The sequence below is a fragment of the Sphingobacterium gobiense genome (assembly GCF_002980575.1).
Taxonomy (GTDB): domain Bacteria; phylum Bacteroidota; class Bacteroidia; order Sphingobacteriales; family Sphingobacteriaceae; genus Sphingobacterium; species Sphingobacterium gobiense.
Genome location: NZ_PVBS01000006.1, coordinates 1 through 17,711 on the forward strand (window position 1 = coordinate 1; position 17,711 = coordinate 17,711).

21 protein-coding genes are annotated in these 17,711 nt (G+C 40.7%); 14 read left to right on the forward strand and 7 right to left on the reverse strand.

Going from position 1 to position 17,711, the window contains the following annotated elements:
* The 3 genes from C5749_RS18760 to C5749_RS18770 all read right to left on the reverse strand — a co-directional run.
* Window positions 1–213: hypothetical protein (locus C5749_RS18760; RefSeq protein ID WP_146113793.1), on the reverse strand; the 213-nt coding region annotated here is incomplete at its 3' end.
* Window positions 214–288: 75 nt separating this feature from the next.
* A complete protein-coding gene (locus tag C5749_RS18765; protein ID WP_181151528.1) occupies window positions 289–738 on the reverse strand; it encodes a protein-disulfide reductase DsbD domain-containing protein in 450 nt (149 codons plus the stop codon).
* A gap of 177 nt (window positions 739–915) precedes the next feature.
* Window positions 916–1,707, reverse strand: coding sequence for a biotin--[acetyl-CoA-carboxylase] ligase (locus C5749_RS18770; RefSeq protein ID WP_105727765.1), 792 nt, complete (start codon window positions 1,705–1,707; stop codon window positions 916–918).
* Between the two features lie 28 nt (window positions 1,708–1,735).
* On the opposite strand from C5749_RS18770, the gene rsfS reads away from it, so the two are divergent.
* The 4 genes from rsfS (at window position 1,736) to C5749_RS18790 (ending at window position 5,565) form a co-directional block, all read left to right on the forward strand.
* Window positions 1,736–2,110, forward strand: a complete 375-nt coding sequence (rsfS, locus tag C5749_RS18775; protein ID WP_105727766.1) for a ribosome silencing factor — start codon at window positions 1,736–1,738, stop codon at window positions 2,108–2,110.
* Window positions 2,111–2,149: 39 nt separating this feature from the next.
* A complete protein-coding gene (gene ftsH / locus C5749_RS18780; protein WP_105727767.1) occupies window positions 2,150–4,204 on the forward strand; it encodes an ATP-dependent zinc metalloprotease FtsH in 2,055 nt (684 codons plus the stop codon).
* A gap of 70 nt (window positions 4,205–4,274) precedes the next feature.
* Window positions 4,275–4,922 carry a LutC/YkgG family protein gene (locus tag C5749_RS18785; protein ID WP_105727768.1) on the forward strand — a complete coding sequence of 216 codons (648 nt, stop codon included), beginning with the start codon at window positions 4,275–4,277 and terminating at the stop codon, window positions 4,920–4,922.
* Between the two features lie 13 nt (window positions 4,923–4,935).
* Entirely contained in the window at window positions 4,936–5,565 is a 630-nt protein-coding gene (locus C5749_RS18790; protein ID WP_105727769.1) for a rhomboid family intramembrane serine protease, read from the forward strand.
* A gap of 5 nt (window positions 5,566–5,570) precedes the next feature.
* On the opposite strand, the gene C5749_RS18795 is transcribed toward C5749_RS18790, so the two are convergent.
* A complete protein-coding gene (locus C5749_RS18795) occupies window positions 5,571–7,109 on the reverse strand; it encodes a YifB family Mg chelatase-like AAA ATPase (protein ID WP_105727770.1) in 1,539 nt (512 codons plus the stop codon).
* 229 nt (window positions 7,110–7,338) lie between these two features.
* Here C5749_RS18795 and C5749_RS18800 point away from each other — a divergent pair, with 229 nt between their 5' ends.
* From C5749_RS18800 to C5749_RS18810, 3 genes are all read left to right on the forward strand, one after another.
* Window positions 7,339–7,608 (forward strand): YtxH domain-containing protein, encoded by a 270-nt coding sequence (locus tag C5749_RS18800; protein WP_105727830.1) that lies wholly within the window; start codon window positions 7,339–7,341, stop codon window positions 7,606–7,608.
* 66 nt (window positions 7,609–7,674) lie between these two features.
* Window positions 7,675–8,094, forward strand: a complete 420-nt coding sequence (locus tag C5749_RS18805; protein WP_105727771.1) for a hypothetical protein — start codon at window positions 7,675–7,677, stop codon at window positions 8,092–8,094.
* A complete protein-coding gene (locus tag C5749_RS18810) occupies window positions 8,069–8,596 on the forward strand; it encodes a hypothetical protein (RefSeq protein WP_181151530.1) in 528 nt (175 codons plus the stop codon). Before C5749_RS18805 ends, C5749_RS18810 begins: the two co-directional genes overlap by 26 nt.
* Here the strand turns inward: C5749_RS18810 and fcl are convergent.
* On the reverse strand, window positions 8,590–9,522 hold the full coding sequence (gene fcl, locus C5749_RS18815) for a GDP-L-fucose synthase (protein ID WP_105727772.1): 933 nt from the start codon (window positions 9,520–9,522) through the stop codon (window positions 8,590–8,592). The genes C5749_RS18810 and fcl overlap by 7 nt on opposite strands.
* A 56-nt stretch (window positions 9,523–9,578) precedes the next feature.
* On the opposite strand from fcl, the gene trmB reads away from it, so the two are divergent.
* A complete protein-coding gene (gene trmB / locus C5749_RS18820; protein ID WP_105727773.1) occupies window positions 9,579–10,226 on the forward strand; it encodes a tRNA (guanosine(46)-N7)-methyltransferase TrmB in 648 nt (215 codons plus the stop codon).
* A 3-nt stretch (window positions 10,227–10,229) separates the two neighbouring features.
* Here trmB and C5749_RS18825 read toward each other — a convergent pair whose 3' ends face one another.
* Entirely contained in the window at window positions 10,230–10,958 is a 729-nt protein-coding gene (locus tag C5749_RS18825) for an RDD family protein (protein ID WP_105727774.1), read from the reverse strand.
* Window positions 10,959–11,067: 109 nt separating this feature from the next.
* Here C5749_RS18825 and C5749_RS18830 point away from each other — a divergent pair, with 109 nt between their 5' ends.
* Genes C5749_RS18830 through C5749_RS18855 form a run of 6 tightly spaced genes read left to right on the forward strand, consistent with a single transcriptional unit; the run spans window position 11,068 to window position 17,283 of the window.
* Window positions 11,068–12,030 carry a stage II sporulation protein M gene (locus C5749_RS18830; protein ID WP_105727775.1) on the forward strand — a complete coding sequence of 321 codons (963 nt, stop codon included), beginning with the start codon at window positions 11,068–11,070 and terminating at the stop codon, window positions 12,028–12,030.
* Window positions 12,021–12,938, forward strand: coding sequence for an ABC transporter permease (locus tag C5749_RS18835; protein ID WP_105727776.1), 918 nt, complete (start codon window positions 12,021–12,023; stop codon window positions 12,936–12,938). Before C5749_RS18830 ends, C5749_RS18835 begins: the two co-directional genes overlap by 10 nt.
* Window positions 12,928–13,755 (forward strand): DUF4129 domain-containing protein, encoded by an 828-nt coding sequence (locus tag C5749_RS18840; RefSeq protein ID WP_146113794.1) that lies wholly within the window; start codon window positions 12,928–12,930, stop codon window positions 13,753–13,755. Before C5749_RS18835 ends, C5749_RS18840 begins: the two co-directional genes overlap by 11 nt.
* Window positions 13,752–14,963: a DUF4350 domain-containing protein gene (locus C5749_RS18845; protein WP_105727778.1), complete on the forward strand. Its 1,212-nt coding sequence runs from the start codon at window positions 13,752–13,754 to the stop codon at window positions 14,961–14,963. Before C5749_RS18840 ends, C5749_RS18845 begins: the two co-directional genes overlap by 4 nt.
* The gene (locus C5749_RS18850) at window positions 14,960–15,955 is read left to right on the forward strand and encodes an AAA family ATPase (RefSeq protein WP_105727779.1); all 996 of its coding nucleotides are present in this window, start codon (window positions 14,960–14,962) and stop codon (window positions 15,953–15,955) included. The genes C5749_RS18845 and C5749_RS18850 overlap by 4 nt, the downstream gene beginning before the upstream one ends.
* Window positions 15,955–17,283 (forward strand): DUF58 domain-containing protein, encoded by a 1,329-nt coding sequence (locus C5749_RS18855; RefSeq protein ID WP_245893846.1) that lies wholly within the window; start codon window positions 15,955–15,957, stop codon window positions 17,281–17,283. Before C5749_RS18850 ends, C5749_RS18855 begins: the two co-directional genes overlap by 1 nt.
* Before the next feature lies 1 nt (window position 17,284).
* Here C5749_RS18855 and C5749_RS18860 read toward each other — a convergent pair whose 3' ends face one another.
* A complete protein-coding gene (locus C5749_RS18860) occupies window positions 17,285–17,704 on the reverse strand; it encodes a 6-pyruvoyl trahydropterin synthase family protein (protein ID WP_105727780.1) in 420 nt (139 codons plus the stop codon).
* Window positions 17,705–17,711 lie beyond the last annotated feature (7 nt).

A 17,711-nucleotide genomic window follows, 5' to 3' on the forward strand; every position in this document is an offset into this window, starting at 1 on the left:
CGCATCAGCCTCCATCTCCCCGTCTGTCGTGCCCTCCCCGAACATCAGGTCATCAGGAACTTCCAGCAGGGTGTCGTCCTCCGATCCAGCAGAACCGTCTACAAATTCTATATCATCAAACGAGATTAAGCTATCTTGTTGTGCAAATGACAAATAACATAGGAAAAATGCTAAAAGTTGTAGGGCTATAAAATGCTTAAATAATGAACGCATAGCTTATTAGATAAGTCGCTAAAATAAAAAAAAGGCAGTAAACTTACCGCCTTATCATTTCTTATTCCAAGAATACTACTTAATTGTGACGGTAAAGGCATACTCATCGGGAGGCAAACATCTTTCCGAATCACAAACCATAAATTCCACTACGCCTTTTACGACAGGTTGGCCATTCTTTAACTTCACTTTCTGTTGGAAAATAACTTCTTTGGTGTAATATGGGACATTCATATCAAAGTCTTTCTCGAATTTTGATTTTGGCGCTGGAGCCGCAACTTTGCCGTTCAAGCTGTAGTTATTCGAAGGCGAAAATGTAAACGCTGTTGAAATTGGTCCACCATCAGGAACTTGCAGACCATATATATGCCAACCGTTGTCGATATTTGCCTTGATAAATACAACAGCTTCTTTGTCATTTAGTTTTTTCGAAGCAACGCTCCATTTTACTGGGTTCAATATCTGAGCGTCAACGTTAGCCATGATAAACAACACCGCTACAATTAATAAACTTAATTTTTTCATGCTAATAAGTTACTTTTTAATGCTAATTATAAGACTGCTTCCATCCTGTAAGGTTTAATTTTACCTAATGCGAATGAAAATATGCCCAAATATAGGCAGCGTATAAGCTATATACAAGTAAATTATATGATATATTTCCTTTATAAATAACCCCTGATGGCGGGGGTTTAAGTGCTATTACTTAAAGCTAACTTCTTTAAGATCAAATAGTCGCTCTTTACCATTGATCAGTATACTTAATTTACCATCACTTTCAGCACCTTGAAGGATACCTAGAAAGCTTTCCCCTGCAATTTCATAATACGCGGGAATTCCCTTTCTAAATAAACAGCTGTTGTAAGCTTCCAATAATTGTTGTGTATCATTTAGATCGATGTTTTCATATAAGGTCATTATCGTTGAAAGAAGCGACAGTGCATGATGTTCAAGGGGTTCTGTTGATATCACCGGTTTTTCGATGTAAAATGAGGTGGCCTTATGTTGTATAACTGGAGGGAAGGCTTGTTGTTTTATGTTTACACCGATGCCAATTACGCTGGAATGAATACGGGGACCAGATAGTTGGTTTTCGATTAATACACCACATAGCTTCTTACCGCCGACATAAATATCATTGGGCCATTTAATCTGTGCATTGGGAAGCAATGTTGATACCCAACGCTGGATGCCCAAACAAACGAGCATATTTAAATTAAACGATTGGTGTATAAGGAAGTCCTTTGGGTATAAGGAAAAACTTAAATTCAATGTTTCAGCAGGTTTACTGAACCAGGAGTTTCCCCGTTGGCCTTTTCCTGCCACCTGATGGATTGCCATAATGGCAGTTGCTTCGGGAAGTGGCTTAATATTTGACAAAAGTTCCTTTAAATAATCGTTGGTAGACGTTACCTCTTCCAATACAATTAAATTTTGTCTAAGGTAAAGTCGGGAAAATGTATTATTTTGCAAGGGAAAAATATTTAAAGACATAAATATCGTTCAAAACTAACATTTTTTAATGAATAAAGATAAAAAAAAGGCTTTGTCAGGAAAACTTGCCGAAGTAGTAATATACGGAATGCAAGAGAAAAAAGGCAATGATATTGTGCGGATGGATTTGAGAAACGTTAATGCCACCTTATCCGATTATTTCGTTATCTGCCATGCGGATTCTGCAACACAAATCAACGCAATAGCAAATAGCGTAGAAGAGGAGGTTTACAAGGCCTTTGGGCAAGAACCGTGGAGAAAAGAAGGTCATAGCAATGGTGAATGGATTTTGTTGGATTTTGTAGATGTTGTCGTCCATGTCTTTAAAACGGAAAAAAGGAGCCATTATGGCATAGAGGATTTATGGGGGGACGCTCAAGTAGAATCGTATCAAAGCGCGTAAAAGTTTAAAAGTAAGAGAAAATAGATATAATAGATTGTAATGAAGAAAATTCCAAGTAAAAAAGTAACTCCTGTTCCACCCAAATTTAACATGATGTGGTTATGGATATTGATTATCCTCGGATTCTTTGGGTTGCAGTACTTTTTTAGTAGCGATAATACCGAAGAAATTACCTATTCAAAGTTTGAGAAAGAGATATTGTTAGCTGGCGATGTCGAAAAGCTGGTTGCTGTTAAGAGCAATGATTTGGTGGAGGTTGAAGTATATATTAAAAAAGATAAGCTTAAAGACGATAAATATAAAAACGTAGCCCCTAGTCCCAATGCGCTGTTGTTATCCCCTGATGTGGGGCCTCAATATAGGTTTACGGAACCGTCTGATGTGATTCTAAATGAGAAATTGAAAAATTCACAAGCAGGATTACCAGAAGATCAAGCCCGTATTGAGCCGCATTATGAAAATAGATCTAATCCGTGGGCGGGTTGGTTTATTTCGTTTATGCTTCCGTTATTAATTATTGTGGCCATATGGATGTTATTGATGCGCCGTATGGGAGGTGGTGCCGGTACTGGTGGAGGTGCGATATTCAATATCGGAAAATCTAAAGCCCAGCTTTTTGATAAAGAATCTCAAATAAACATCACGTTCAACGATGTTGCGGGACTGGAAGAGGCAAAGACAGAGGTCATGGAGATTGTGGATTTTCTTAAAAATCCAAAAAAATATACCGATTTAGGAGGAAAGATTCCAAAGGGAGCTTTGCTTGTAGGCCCTCCGGGTACTGGTAAAACATTGCTGGCAAAAGCTGTTGCAGGAGAAGCTCAGGTTCCCTTCTTCTCTTTGTCAGGATCGGATTTTGTGGAAATGTTTGTAGGTGTAGGAGCGTCTCGTGTACGAGATTTATTTAAACAGGCAAAAGAAAAAGCTCCTTGTATTATATTTATCGATGAAATTGACGCAATTGGGCGCGCCCGTGGTAAAAATTCGGTTATGGGTGGGAATGACGAACGTGAAAACACGTTGAACCAATTGCTGGTAGAAATGGATGGTTTCGGCACGAACTTAGGCGTTATTCTATTGGCTGCTACAAACCGCTTAGATGTATTAGATCAAGCGTTATTGCGCCCGGGACGATTTGACAGGCAGATTTCTATTGATAAACCAGATTTGATTGGACGTGAAGAGATATTTAAAGTACACTTACAGCCTTTGAAGCTTTCGGAGGAAGTGGATGCGAAAAAGCTTTCGGCACAAACGCCTGGTTTTGCAGGTGCAGAGATTGCGAACGTGTGTAACGAAGCAGCATTGATTGCCGCGCGAAAAAACAAAACGTCGATTTCGATGCAGGATTTCCAAGATGCAATTGATAGGGTCATCGGAGGACTTGAAAAGAAAAACAAAATTATATCTCCTGAAGAGAAGAAAATCGTAGCTTACCACGAAGCTGGACACGCTATTTCTGGATGGTTCCTGGAATTCGCTGATCCCTTGGTTAAGGTTTCTATCGTTCCGAGGGGTGTAGCCGCGTTAGGTTATGCGCAGTACTTGCCGAAAGAACAATTTTTATATACGACGGAACAATTGTTGGACAGCATGTGCATGACACTGGGAGGGCGAGTAGCAGAAGATATTACTTTCGGACGAATCAGTACCGGAGCGCAAAATGATTTGGAAAGGATCACAAAACTAGCGTATGCGATGGTGTCGGTGTATGGTATGAACGACAAAGTGGGAAATCTATCTTTTCGCGATAGTTCTGGCGAAGCGCAATTCCAAAAGCCATATTCCGATCAAACGGCAGAATTAATTGACCAAGAAGTGAGGAATTTAATTGCCGCGGTATACGAGCGGACTAAACAGCTTTTATTGGAGAAGCAGGATGGTCTTATCAAAATCGCAGAGAAATTGTTGGAGAAAGAAATTCTGTTTCAAAGCGATTTGGAACAAATTTTGGGAAAACGTCCGTTTGAAAACCGTACCACTTATGACGAATTTGTAAATGGTGGAGCGGACGGAGGTGGCGTTCCGCAAACTGATTTACCGTTGAAACTGCCGCAGGACAGTAATAACAACGACACAAAGTCAGAAGGGTAAGGGCGCATTGCTTGCCCCATTAATGAGTGAAGCCTAAAAATCTTAAGCTTCACTTTTAAGGGTTATATACATGAATATTCGAAATACCACAGCTAAAGAGCGAATGCTAAAAAAGATTCGTCAGGCTTTGTTGCAGAAACGAGAGAATCCACATATTGACTTTGAGGACTCTCCGCTTTATAAAGATGAGGAGGAACCTTTGGATGTCACATTCGCACGGGAGTTTACACAAGTTGCGGGTAATTTTGTATATTGTGATGGGGAGATCTCGCTTGTTGAAAATTTGATACTTTTAGCCGAAAAGCTACAGATAAAAAAGATTTTGGCTTGGGAGCATGAAGTACAAGCGTTGTTAGGGCAGTATGGCTTCCCAATTTATACGTCCGATAAACAGCTTGATGCCGCGGATGCAGGAATTACTACCTGCGAAGCCCTTATTGCACGCAATGGAAGCATTATGGTATCCAACGGAAATGAAGCTGGTCGCCGCTTGAGTATCTATCCGCCCATTCATATTGTAGTGGCAAAAACCTCCCAATTGGTCATGGATCTTAAACATGGATTGCAACGGATGAGAGAAAAATATGGAGATAAGCTTCCCTCTATGATTGCAACGATCACTGGACCTAGCCGAACAGCAGACATTGAGAAAATGTTGGTGCTGGGTGCGCATGGCCCCAAAGAATTATACGTCTTTTTGATAGAAGACAGATTTTAATCCACAAATTTTTATGCTATACTACCTTTATGCAACTCCTGTTGCTTCCGTAATTTTTGCCTTGACAATAGGATTGAGTTTATATGTTTTTTCCAACCCACAATGGTATGCCAAACTGATGCTGCATCCGTATACGTTGCATAGAGATAAGTCAAAATGGTACATGGTGTTTACGAGCGGCTTGATCCATAAAGATTGGATGCATCTTATTTTTAATATGATGACGTTCTATTATTTTGGATTCGGTCTTGAGAATATGTTTGTCCAATTCAGTGGTGTTCTGGGCCACGTGCTTTTCGCGGGGCTATATGTCGTTAGTTTAATTCTTAGCGATATACCTACGTTGATCCGGCAGAAAAACAATTCGAGTTATTATAGTTTGGGCGCATCGGGTGCTATTTGCGCCGTTCTCTTTAGCTTTATTATGTTTCAGCCAAAAGCGATGCTCGGACTCTTCATGGTGATTCCAATACCAGCCTATTTGTTTGCGTTTCTCTTTTTAGGATATTGTATCTGGGCATCTAAAAAAGCATACGATAATATTAACCACGATGCTCATTTATTTGGAGCGCTTGCCGGGATAGGGCTGACGATTTTGCTTTACCCTTGGTCTATCAGCCATCTTCTCAGTCAGTTTTTGTAGCCCCCTCACCCAGTCCAGTCTTCCCGATCCAAACTTCTAAAATGAATAGCCTCCGCTAAATGTTGGTTTTCAATCTGTTCGGAACCCTCCATATCGGCTATAGTACGCGATACTTTTAGTATGCGGTCATACGCTCGTGCAGAAAGCCCAAGACGGTCCATAGCCGCCTGTAAAAGCTGTTTGCCCGAGCTGCTGATCAGACAGACTTGCCGTACAACACGTGTATTCATTTGCGCATTGTTGTGGATATCAGGGGAGTCTGCAAAACGTTTCGTTTGGACGTTACGTGCCTGTATAACCCGCCCCCGTATGACTTCACTTTTCTCGGTGTTCTTCGCAGCGGAAAGCTTGTTAAATTCAACGGGCGTCACCTCGACATGTAGATCTATACGATCCAGTAGCGGGCCGGAAATTTTGCTAAGATAACGATGTACAGCAGGGCTTCCGCAAATACATTCCTTTTCCGGATGGTTATAATATCCACAAGGACAAGGATTCATAGCCGCTATCAACATAAAACTCGCTGGGTAATCAACGGAAAACTTAGCTCGCGAAATCGTGATATTTCGAGACTCTAGCGGCTGCCGCATTACTTCTAGCACAGACCTTTTAAATTCTGGAAGCTCGTCCAAAAACAATACGCCGTTGTGGGCAAGGGAAACTTCTCCTGGTTGTGGCGACGAACCGCCGCCAACGAGAGCGACGTCGGAAGTTGTATGGTGAGGAGCTCGGAAAGGACGAACCGTCATGAGCGAAGAAAGTGCATGAAGTTGACCGGCAACGGAGTGGATTTTGGTAGTTTCAAGCGATTCATCTAGATGAAGTGGAGGAAGAATGGTCGGAAGGCGTTTAGCAAGCATCGTTTTGCCGGCTCCCGGTGGACCGATCAAGATGACATTGTGCCCCCCTGCGGCAGCAATTTCTAACGCCCTTTTTATGTTCTCCTGTCCTTTTACATCCGAAAAATCTACATCATAGTTATTTATATGATGCATAAATTCATCTCCAATGTCGATTCGGACCCGTTCTAGTTTTTGTTTTTTGTTAAAAAAATAAATAGCCTCCTGTAGGTTATTCGCGGCCAACACTTCCATATCTTGAACTGCGGCAGCCTCCCGCGCATTGGCCGATGGCAGTATAACACCTCTAAAACCATCCTGTTTAGCCTGTAAGGTGACAGGCAAAGCCCCCTTGATGGGTTGAACCTCGCCATCTAGCGATAGCTCCCCTAACATAATATAACCCTTTAACAGGGTTTCCTGTATTTGACCTGACGCCGCCAGGATACCTAATGCAATAGATAAATCATAGCCGGAGCCTTCTTTACGAATAGCTGCCGGGGCCAAATTGACGACTATTTTTTGACGCGGCATACGGTATCCAGAAGCTGTAATAGCGCTTTCAATACGGTGCAGACTTTCTTTGATCGCACTATCCGGCAACCCTACAATATGATAATGTATGCCAGGACAAACAAGTGTTTCTACAGTTACAGTGGTTGCGTTTATGCCGTATACGGCACTACTAAAGGTTTTGACGAGCATAGCTATATGTTAAAATGGTTACCCTAAAATACGAAAAAGATCGATAAATAATATAAAATAGTCGGAGATATGTTACTTTTTAGCAACATTTTCGTTTTCTTCTTTGAAAGGAAGCCGAAGCCCAAAATACTTTTGTATTTTTAAAACGATTAGAAAGATTATTTGTTAATTGTATAACTTAATTAAATCTTCAACCCGATAAATGAAGAATTATTTAAAAGGCAAAAATATGAATGAGAACAGTAAAATAGTAGCTGCATTATTAGCAGGATTAGCAGCGGGAGCAGTCGTAGGATTATTGTTTGCTCCCGATAAAGGATCAGAAACGAGAGATAAGATTAATGAGTCATTATCTGATTTGGGTGACGCCATCAAAGAGCGTGCGGAAGAACAATTTGACCAGCTTAGCGAGCTTAAAGATAAAGTATTAGGTTTGGTTAAATCCAAAATGTCTGAGGCTGAAGCCATGGTGGATGACGAAATAATAGAACACGCTTAATACAGTGCAGTGGAGACACAATATCCTGAAGTCTCTACTGCGTACTTTAAAAAAAATACACATTCGATGGAAGAGGAAAAATTTTCGCTTAGTGGTACCTTTCAAAAGGGGAAAGAATATGTAGATACGCAAATTAAGCTATTGCAACTGAAAGGATTAGCTAAAGGGTCGAGGATAATCGGCTCCTTAGCGCTGGATGTTGTAAAGATTGTATTTAGTTTGTTTATCGTTTTTTTCTGCTCGTTGGCGTTAGGTTTTTATCTTGGCGAAGTATTGGATAGCAATGCACTAGGGTTTTTGTTAACGGGTGTCATCTTTTTTGTGCTCGTATTACTCATTCGTGCTTTTGAACCGGGATTGGAAAGAATATTTATGAATTTTACTATTCGTAAGGTGGCGGGCAAATGGCAAGGAGACGAGGATGAAGACATCATTGAAGAGAAAATCAAATCAAGCGTAAATGAAGAATTCACAGAAAATAAATAATTTACATGATTTACGAGCAGAAATTACTCGGCTTAACTTAAGACGGAGGGAGCAGGAAGCTTACTTGACGGATCAATATTCGCTGTTAAAGGTAAAAGTAGATACCCCTTTTCGGTTTTTTAGACAGGTAACTTCTCAGATCCCGGGCGTAGGCATGTTAAAGGATTTTACTTCAGGTGTAGGTAAAGCTGTGCGGAGTAAGGATGCCGACTGGTTGACAAGAATCTTACAATTGGGCGCACCTATTGTGCTAAATTCGACCTTACTTCGAAAAGCTGGCTGGTTTAAAAAGGCTTTAGTTTTGCTGGCTTCGGAAACGGCTGCCGGGCAGGTCAATCAGGACAAGATAAGCGGATTGATAAATAAAGTTACCTCCTTTATAAAGCCTAAAAAAAAGAAGAAGAAAGAAAAGTTAGAAGAAGATGCGATAGAAAAAATAGCGGTTATGCAGCAGCAAGCTGCTATTTTAGAAGACGAACGTTTTGCCGATAGAACTCAATGATATTCTTTTTTTTGAAAATCTTCATAAGCTAAGGCTATCCCTTCGCGTAGGAGTATTTTATGTCGCCATCCTAATGTGTGTAATTTGTTGATATCCATTAGTTTGCGAGGGGTTCCGTCGGGTTTTCTTGTATCGAAGTGGACGTCGCCATCGTATCCTACTATTTCGCGCACGAGATAAGCTAGATCGCGGATGCTGATATCCTCCCCTACACCGACGTTAATAAATTGTTCCTCGTCATAGTTTTGCATTAGAAAAACGCAGGCCTCGCCTAAGTCGTCTGCATACAGAAATTCCCGAAGTGGTGAACCAGTTCCCCAGATACTCACTTCGCTCAAACCTGCTATCTTCGCCTCGTGGAAACGGCGGATTAGTGCGGGTAACACATGGGAGTTTTGCGGATGGTAGTTGTCGTTAATGCCGTATAGATTAGTAGGCATTGCTGAAATGAAATTACATCCATATTGCGAACGATATGCTTCACACATTTTAATTCCGGCAATCTTTGCAATGGCGTAAGGCTCGTTGGTAGGTTCCAATGTGCCTGTCAGTAAATAATCCTCTTGGAGAGGTTGTGGAGCGAGTTTCGGATAAATACAGCTAGAGCCTAAGAACAGCAGTTTTTTGACTTTCTGAACATAAGCTTGATGAATCACATTTGTTTGGATCATGAGATTCTCGTAAAGAAAATCGGCGCGATAGGTGTTGTTTGCTACAATGCCGCCGACTTTTGCCGCCGCCAGAAATACGTATTCCGGTTGTTCTTCAGCGAAAAAATCTGCGACCTGAGATTGATTACGCAAATCGAGTTCTTTTGACGTGCGTTTGATAAGGTTATGATATCCCTCTTTTTCTAATGCTCTGACAATCGCTGAGCCCACCATTCCACGATGACCCGCAACAAATATTTTAGCTTCTTTTTCCACGTTAAACTATTGATTCCTGCAAATATAAGATTATTTTTGCGGACAAATTTTTCAGAATGGGTAAAGATAAGTTACGGAGATTTGCCGAAGTGGCTACTTTTAAAAATGTAGTTCAGTTAGATGCAGGGAAAGATTATAAAGGCGAATGGGCATCTACATTCTTTGGAAATAATAATCCTGTTGTATTGGAGCTTGCCTGTGGCAAGGGAGAATATACTGTCAACTTGGCGAAAATGTTTCCTCATATCAATTTTATCGGCATCGACTATAAAGGAAACCGGATATGGCGAGGAGCAAAAACAGCTTTGGAGGAAGAGATTAACAACGTCGGGTTTTTGCGGATTCAGATAGAAACCATATTGGAACATTTCGAAGAAAATGAAATAGCGGAGATTTGGATTACTTTTCCGGATCCTCAACCACAAGAGAGCCGGGAGAAAAAACGGCTGACCAACCCCAGGTTTTTAGAAAAGTATAAAGCGATTCTGAATGATAATGGCATCATGCATCTAAAAACAGATAACGATGGCTTCTATGCCTATACCATAGAACAGCTTGCATTGTTGGACCTTATTAAGATAAAAGAAACTACAGATCTGTACCACTCCGATCTAGTCGACAATGTGCTTTCTATCAAAACATACTATGAGCGGAAATACCTCGCTAACAACAAAAATATTAATTATGTACAGTGGCGGTTCTAAAGACTATCTATCCCTAAACGTATAATAATAATCCTTAATCACGACATCAATAAACTCTTCAGGACGCATTTGGGGCTTCACGTCTAGTAGTTCTACCAGTTTATTACTTAACGCCAAAATAATATTGTAATCTTTACGTTCGTATCCCTTTTTGTATATATCTTTAATCGTATTGGCGTCTTTGTCTGACAAACGCATCACCTGAGGGAAGGTAACCGTATATTCTTGTGTAATCTCTGCAAATAGTGTCTGCTGTAAAGCCATGTTTTGTTTCGTGCTGATGACGCTCGTGTCGGCTGCGATGTCACCGATCCGTTGCGCATGTTTGGTGGCTATGATACTGCTAATCCCCAAGGCGCCTGCACACAGAAAAATATCCACGATAGAACATACCCAGCGAATAAAATACTGATATACAGAGGCGCGGGTTCCGTCAATTTTCACGACTTTAATGCGCATAATCATTTTTCCGATGGTTTGTCCGTTAAAGAATGTCTCCATAAGAAACGGATAAAAAAACGCAGGCAGCAAAATAAGCATATAGACACCCGCAGTCAACCAAGGGTCGTTTGTACTAAAAAGGCCGAGCCGAGATACCGTGTAATAGACCATTATAGCATAACACATAATAATGAAATAATCGACTGCAAAGGCAATGATACGGGAACCGAGCGAAGCTAAATTGTATTCAAATTTTACGTTCTGTGGCGTATTAATAGAGAGTTTGTGCATTTTATTAAAACGTTAATATTTCCTATATTAGCTTCGAGTAGGTGCTACTTTTAGCTTCTCCTATTTACTTTGTTTATTTTATTTAAATATAGAAAATTAGAAAGATATAATGAGAGAAGCATCCTTTATTGAACGAAATAAAGAAAAATGGATCTTGATTGAAAATAATTTGAGAAATAAGATCAATGTAGATCCCGATATCCTAGCCTCCGATTATATTGAATTGACGAACGATCTGGCATATGCACAGACATTTTATCCGCGATCAAAGACGAAAGATTATCTGAATGAGCTTGCGATACTGGCCCATCAGCAATTGTATCGCGATCAGAAATCATCGGAGAACCAGTTCAAGCGTTTTGTACAGCAGGAGATTCCAGAAGCCATATGGCAGTTGCGCCGTCCGTTGCTCTATTCTTTACTGATTTTCTGCCTAGCTATCGCTATCGGATTTATTTCAGCTCAATACGACTTGGATTTCGTACGTTTAATCTTAGGCGATTATTACGTAGATATGAGCATAGCGAACATCGAAGATGGAAACCCTGCCGGCGTTTATCAAGGAGGAAGTGAAGTAGGCTCCGCTTTGGCGATTACGATTAATAATGTTCGGGTCGCTTTCCTGGCTTTTGTACTAGGCATATTTTACAGTATAGGTACAGGTTATATCTTATTCAGTAACGGCATCATGGTCGGCGCTTTTCATCATTTATTTTTTCGATACGGCGTCATGCAGGAAGCGATGTCGGCTATTTGGATTCACGGAGCTATTGAACTGTCGGTAATTGTCGTTGCTGGAGGCTGCGGTCTTGCAATCGGAAACAGTATATTGTTTCCGAAATCCTATACAAGGCTTGAATCGTTCAAAAGAGCGATGAAAACCGCTTCCAAGGTATTAATAAGTACAGTGCCGTTCTTTATCGTAGCGGGATTTCTAGAAGGTTTCGTGACACGGCATTATCAAGTTTCAATTTGGTTGTGTAGTAGTATTATTTTAGCCTCGTTTATGGCTATTATCTATTTCTATATCATCAGACCTTATCAACTGGCAAGAATTAACGGATGGAAATAGACTTCGAATTTCGGAAAGAACGCAAACTAAGTGAAATTGTCCAGGATTTCATCAACCTCTTGCGGCTGGTGCTAGGGCATTTCTTTCAAACGATTTTGAAACTTGCTATCGTGCCGTTATGCCTTATGTTGATTATTATCTATTACGGAACGACCAAGATCAATTTAACGACAACGCAAAGTTGGACAGAATCACTGGGTCTTATATTCGTAGCAATTACAGCGTTATTTACACTTTTGGTGGTGAGTATGGTATTCTTTGGACTAGCCATTGAATATTTTATCTTGCTGAAGAATAAGAGGGGAACTGATTTCAATTCTAATGACGTTTGGAAAGCTTTTGTAGCGAATCTAGGCAAATATTTTAAATTTTTGATAGTAAGCATCTTGGCTGTCGTTATTTTATTTATTCCTATGATGTTCGCTATGATTGTCCTGATGTTTATTCCGCTGGTCGGAAGTTTTGCTGTCGGAATTTTGGGGTCTTTTATAGGTGTTTGGTTCTTTTGCGCATTTTTGTTCTATCGGGAGGGGTATATGCCGGCTAGTAATGCCATACAACAAAGCTTTTCTATCTTAAAGAAAAAAATTATCGATTATAGCGTCTCCGCTTATGTCGTAAGTTTGGTATTCCAGACACTTCTGGTGATGCTCACGTTAATACCATCTCTTATCATCGGGATTATAGCATACAATACCATTGGGTTCGAGACTACATTTTTTGATAGTATAGCCGGACGCCTGTTTACCTCTATTGGCGCTACGTTATTGGTGTTACTTTATATCGTGTATTATATGTTTACGGTTTTGGTGTCGGGAATTATTTATGAGACCGCAAAAGAAGTGACATACGGCGAAGACGTGTACGAAAAGATACAGCATCTAGGAAAGGAGGAAGATGGGCAGTAGATTATTTCTTGCCATGCTCGCAATAGGCTTCTTATCTGCTTCATACGCGCAAGATACGGATACGATAGAATCCTTACCTCCTCCTCCGACCGAAGATAGTATATCCATGAAAGCATCGGAATATGGGCCGCAGGGTTGGGTAGATTATATGGAGGATGGTTATTACGACACCGTTCCACGTATGAATCAAATTCCGCAGGTGGATACAGCGACATATACCAAATTGATCGAGCGCTATCAGGATGAGGAATTTGATTATGATAGGAGTAGTCCGAACCGTATCGGTCTATTCAAGAAAATATGGGATAGGCTAGGACGGATGTTGAACAATCTTTTTCCGTCGAGGGAGTATTTTCAGTTTGCTGATATAGTGTATAAATTACTAGCTGTTGCAGCTTTAGTCCTTTTTGTGTGGATTATCTATCGGGTATTATTTTCAAGTAAGCGTTTATTAATAAAAGATAAAAATGATGACGATGTATCCGATGAAGTCAAATTTGTAGAGAAAAATCTCTTGGATATCGATCTCGCAGACTATATTGATAAAGCCCAAAAAGAGCGTGATTTTGCATTGGCTATTCGTTATCTCAACCTGCTGAATATACAATTATTGGCAAAGCGAGAACTGATTCATTGGAAATATACTAAAACACATGTAGAGCTTATTGAAGAGATAGCGCACGAAGAACTGAAACGTGATTTTACGCGAAATGTAAATATATATAACCGCGTGTGGTATGGGAACATGCCTGTAGATCAAGCTAAATACGAGGAATTTGCCCCTTATTTCTTAACTTTTCAATCAAAATGGCGATGAAGAGTTCCGGAAAATTTGGTTTTATATTGCTCGGTGTCACCGTGTTGATTATTGCATTTATTGATTTGGCAAGCGATAAGCAGATCGATTGGTCAAAAACTTATGACCAACGGGATAAAATTCCTTATGGTTTATACATAATCCGGGAAGAATTGCCCGAAATTCTGGGAAATCAGGTACAGGTAGAAGACTTCACCTCTACAAACTACGATTTTCTGAAAACATTTTTACCGGAGAAAGAACAAAGTAGTTTGGTGTATATCGTAAATGGATTTTACGAAGGGAAGGAGGTAACGGGAGAGCTGATGAAGTTTGTAGAAAGGGGAGGGGAAGTTTTTATTTCTGCGAATAACTTTCCACATTACCTTATGGATACACTGGGGATCAAACAACAATTTCACTATCCTTATAACTTTAATGAGGTCATCAATGTGGAAGACCGACCATTTTCGTTAGTAGATGGTAAAACCGCTTATTATCCGGATCTCGAGTATCCGGGACTGTTCTGTGAACTGGATACGATAAACACTCAAATTATCGGCTATTATGGAGTGGAAGATAAGGAAATACCCAATTTTATTGAGATAAAAAGAGGGAAAGGTCGCTTTCTTTTGCATCTGGGACCGCTCATGTTTACCAATTATTACATGTTGTTAAAGACGGAGAACTTTATATATGGAGCAGCTGTGTTGAAATTGCTTTCCAATAAGAAGATCTACTGGTTTGATAGTACCTTTAAGGAGACAGAGGAAGCAAAGACGCCCCTACGTGTATTGTTGCAAAACGACGGACTGCGCCAGGGCTGGTATATTTTACTTTTTGGGCTTATCCTGTTTTTATTGTTCAAAAGTAAGCGGGAACAAAAGGCTGTCCATGTCGTCGAGCCGGAACCAAATCTATCTAAGGAATTTGCGCGTACAATCGCCACTTTATATTATGAGAGCGGAAATCCGGGCAATCTTATACAAAAGAAAGTAGAATACTTTTTGTATGACATCCGAACGCATTTTCAATTGGATATCCTGCAATTGGAAGATGAAGTTTTTGCAAAACAATTGTCGCTAAAAACCGGTGTTCCGTTAGACGAGTGTGAAAACTTGATTGAGCTCCTTCTACGATATAGAAAAGTGCGTACGTCTACCGATGCCGAATTGGTAGCACTAAATAAAAGAATAGAAGATTTTAAACGTAAAGCGAATATGCTATGAGCGAACTAGAAAATAAATATGAACCCACTTTTGAAAACAGAATAGACCTAATCGAGCTGAAAGACAAGATGGGGGCGGTGAAGCAGGAGGTCAAAAAGGTTATTATAGGTCAAGACGAAGTCATTCATAAACTTCTGATTGCTATTCTCGCAACAGGCCATTCGTTGATAGAGGGGATGCCAGGTGTTGCAAAAACGTTAACAGCGAAGTTGCTAGCAAAAGCGGTCAAAGGTCAATTTAAACGCATACAGTTTACGCCCGATTTGATGCCTTCGGACGTAACAGGATCGTCGGTACTAGACCTAAAGACCAATGAGTTTGAATTTAAGAAAGGTCCGATTTTCGGTCATATCGTCTTGATAGACGAAATAAACCGCGCCCCCGCAAAAACGCAATCATCTTTGTTCGAGTGTATGTCCGAAAGACAGGTTACTGTGGATGGTATTACCTATCCCGTGCCAACACCGTTTGTAGTTTTTGCTACGCAGAATCCGATAGAGCACGAAGGAACCTATCGGTTGCCCGAAGCACAATTGGACCGTTTCCTGTTCAAGATTAATATTGATTATCCGGCGATAGAGCAAGAATTGGATATCTTGCGTGAGCATCATGCGCAAAAGGCGAACAATAAGGAAGATTTAGTACAGCCAGTATTAGCTATCGACGAATTGATCAGCTTTCAGCAGTTGATAAAATCGGTATATGTACACGAAGATGTCTTGACTTACATCGCACAAGTGGTTTATCATACGCGTTCAAACCCGAACCTTACATTGGGGGCTTCGCCACGTGCTTCAATCGCCTTGTTGGAAGCTTCAAAAGCAAGCGCGGCACTTCAAGGCAGAGACTTTATTACACCAGATGATGTGAAGTATGTTGCTCCGGCTATATTAGGTCACCGTGTGCTGCTGACTCCGGAAAAGGAAATGGAAGGATTCACAAGCGATTATATTATCAAACAGATTGTAGACAGTATCGAAATCCCGAGATAATGCGTTTTATCCGTAGTCTGTATGTGACCAATAAATTCTTCTATGCGCTACTCTTATTAGCGACATGCTTTGTGTTGTCTTTTTTTATTAAAGTGTTATTCTCTTTTGTGATTGCGCTTCTTTGGCTGTTTGTGGCGGCATGTGCATGGGATATGCTGTTTCTTTACTATCAAAAAAGTAAAATAATTATACAGCGAAATTATCCGGAGAAGCTATCGAATGGTGATGAGAATGATATGGAGATTCAGTTGACCAGTAGTTATCCTGCCAAAGTCCGTATCCGCCTGTTGGAAGAGTTCCCGATACAGCTGCAACTACGAAACGTGGAATTGAAGTCAGCGATTTTGCCGCGGGAAATCAAATCGATCCGTTATCAGATCCGTCCGACTTCTCGGGGTATTCATGCTTTTGGAAGATGCCACGCCTTAGTGCATAGGCTCGGTTTATTTACAAGAAAGTTTACGTTGAATGAGCCGCTCGAACTAGCCTGCTATCCCTCGTTTATCCAGATGCGGAAATATCAATTGTTAGCGACGACGGATAGATTAGTGGAGTTGGGAATTAAGCGCATCCGAAAAATCGGTGCTACCTTGGAGTTTGACCATATACGGGAATATGTCAGAGGTGATGAATATCGTCATCTCAACTGGAAAGCAACAGCCAAGCATAAGAAGTTATTAGTTAATCAGTATCAAGAAGAGAAGTCGCAACCTATTTATGCACTCATTGATACTGGGCGGGTCATGCGCATGCCTTTCAACGGGTTGACGTTACTCGATTACGCCATTAACTCGACATTGGTGCTGGCGAATGCAGCTATTTTGAAACAAGACCGCGCAGGCATGCTGACATTTTCCAAAACAGTATCTAACCATATTCCCGCGGAGAAGCGTAATAAGCAGATGCAACTGATTTCCGAAAAACTCTACAATATAACAACCACTTTCGAAGAAACAGAGTTTGGTAACCTGTATGCTTTCTGCAATAAACATATCAATAAGCGCTCCTTATTGATGTTGTATACCAATTTTGAAACGATAGACGCTTTGTCACGGCAAATGGCGTATTTGCGTATGCTCGCCAAGACGCATATTGTAGTCGTGGTTGTATTCAAAAATACGGAGTTGATCGATATGGCGAAAGAAGAAGGGAAGAAAACGATTGATGTATATAACCAAATCATTGCGCAGAAATTTGTACACGAAAAACAGCTTGTTATTCAGGAATTACATAGACAGGGAATCCAAACCATCTATACGTCTCCCGAGAACTTAACCATCAACGCCATCAACAAATATCTGGAAATTAAAGCGAGAGGGTTGTTGTAAGCTATAAGCTATATATAGCAGAACACTTAGCTGTTTCTTCTACTTTGCAGGAAACCAACCGAACGGGATATTCTTTTAATTGTTGCGGGCCGATATGTTCCACCAGGTATTGTGCGATGTTTTCGGCTGTGGGATTGAAAGGAACGATCACGAGGCTTTCGCCGGAAACCTCCTGCAATTGAGGCAACAACTCATCTTTTTCCCAGATTAGAAACTTATGATCAAAATGTTCTTCCAGCCACTGGCAAAGTGCGGTTTTGATCACGGAGAAATCAAGTACCCGACCTACTTCGTCCAATTGGTCAGCAGCCACTGTGAAATGTATACGATAGTTGTGACCGTGTAAAAACCGGCATTTACCCTCGTGTCCAACCACACGGTGTCCACAGGATATGTCATGGTATCTTTCTGCAAGAATCATCTGTCTT

What these genes read in the sequence shown, in the direction of transcription:
- C5749_RS18765 (WP_181151528.1), bottom strand. Translation starts at nt 738, where the DNA reads ATGAAAAAATTAAGTTTATTAATTGTAGCGGTGTTGTTTATCATGGCT.
- C5749_RS18860 (WP_105727780.1), bottom strand. Translation starts at nt 17,704, where the DNA reads ATGATTCTTGCAGAAAGATACCATGACATATCCTGTGGACACCGTGTG.
- C5749_RS18790 (WP_105727769.1), top strand. Translation starts at nt 4,936, where the DNA reads ATGCTATACTACCTTTATGCAACTCCTGTTGCTTCCGTAATTTTTGCC.
- C5749_RS18845 (WP_105727778.1), top strand. Translation starts at nt 13,752, where the DNA reads ATGAAGAGTTCCGGAAAATTTGGTTTTATATTGCTCGGTGTCACCGTG.
- C5749_RS18825 (WP_105727774.1), bottom strand. Translation starts at nt 10,958, where the DNA reads ATGCACAAACTCTCTATTAATACGCCACAGAACGTAAAATTTGAATAC.
- C5749_RS18800 (WP_105727830.1), top strand. Translation starts at nt 7,339, where the DNA reads ATGAATGAGAACAGTAAAATAGTAGCTGCATTATTAGCAGGATTAGCA.
- trmB (WP_105727773.1), top strand. Translation starts at nt 9,579, where the DNA reads ATGGGTAAAGATAAGTTACGGAGATTTGCCGAAGTGGCTACTTTTAAA.
- C5749_RS18840 (WP_146113794.1), top strand. Translation starts at nt 12,928, where the DNA reads ATGGGCAGTAGATTATTTCTTGCCATGCTCGCAATAGGCTTCTTATCT.
- ftsH (WP_105727767.1), top strand. Translation starts at nt 2,150, where the DNA reads ATGAAGAAAATTCCAAGTAAAAAAGTAACTCCTGTTCCACCCAAATTT.
- C5749_RS18810 (WP_181151530.1), top strand. Translation starts at nt 8,069, where the DNA reads ATGAAGAATTCACAGAAAATAAATAATTTACATGATTTACGAGCAGAA.
- C5749_RS18805 (WP_105727771.1), top strand. Translation starts at nt 7,675, where the DNA reads ATGGAAGAGGAAAAATTTTCGCTTAGTGGTACCTTTCAAAAGGGGAAA.
- C5749_RS18830 (WP_105727775.1), top strand. Translation starts at nt 11,068, where the DNA reads ATGAGAGAAGCATCCTTTATTGAACGAAATAAAGAAAAATGGATCTTG.
- C5749_RS18795 (WP_105727770.1), bottom strand. Translation starts at nt 7,109, where the DNA reads ATGCTCGTCAAAACCTTTAGTAGTGCCGTATACGGCATAAACGCAACC.
- C5749_RS18850 (WP_105727779.1), top strand. Translation starts at nt 14,960, where the DNA reads ATGAGCGAACTAGAAAATAAATATGAACCCACTTTTGAAAACAGAATA.
- rsfS (WP_105727766.1), top strand. Translation starts at nt 1,736, where the DNA reads ATGAATAAAGATAAAAAAAAGGCTTTGTCAGGAAAACTTGCCGAAGTA.
- C5749_RS18855 (WP_245893846.1), top strand. Translation starts at nt 15,955, where the DNA reads ATGCGTTTTATCCGTAGTCTGTATGTGACCAATAAATTCTTCTATGCG.
- C5749_RS18835 (WP_105727776.1), top strand. Translation starts at nt 12,021, where the DNA reads ATGGAAATAGACTTCGAATTTCGGAAAGAACGCAAACTAAGTGAAATT.
- C5749_RS18785 (WP_105727768.1), top strand. Translation starts at nt 4,275, where the DNA reads ATGAATATTCGAAATACCACAGCTAAAGAGCGAATGCTAAAAAAGATT.
- C5749_RS18770 (WP_105727765.1), bottom strand. Translation starts at nt 1,707, where the DNA reads ATGTCTTTAAATATTTTTCCCTTGCAAAATAATACATTTTCCCGACTT.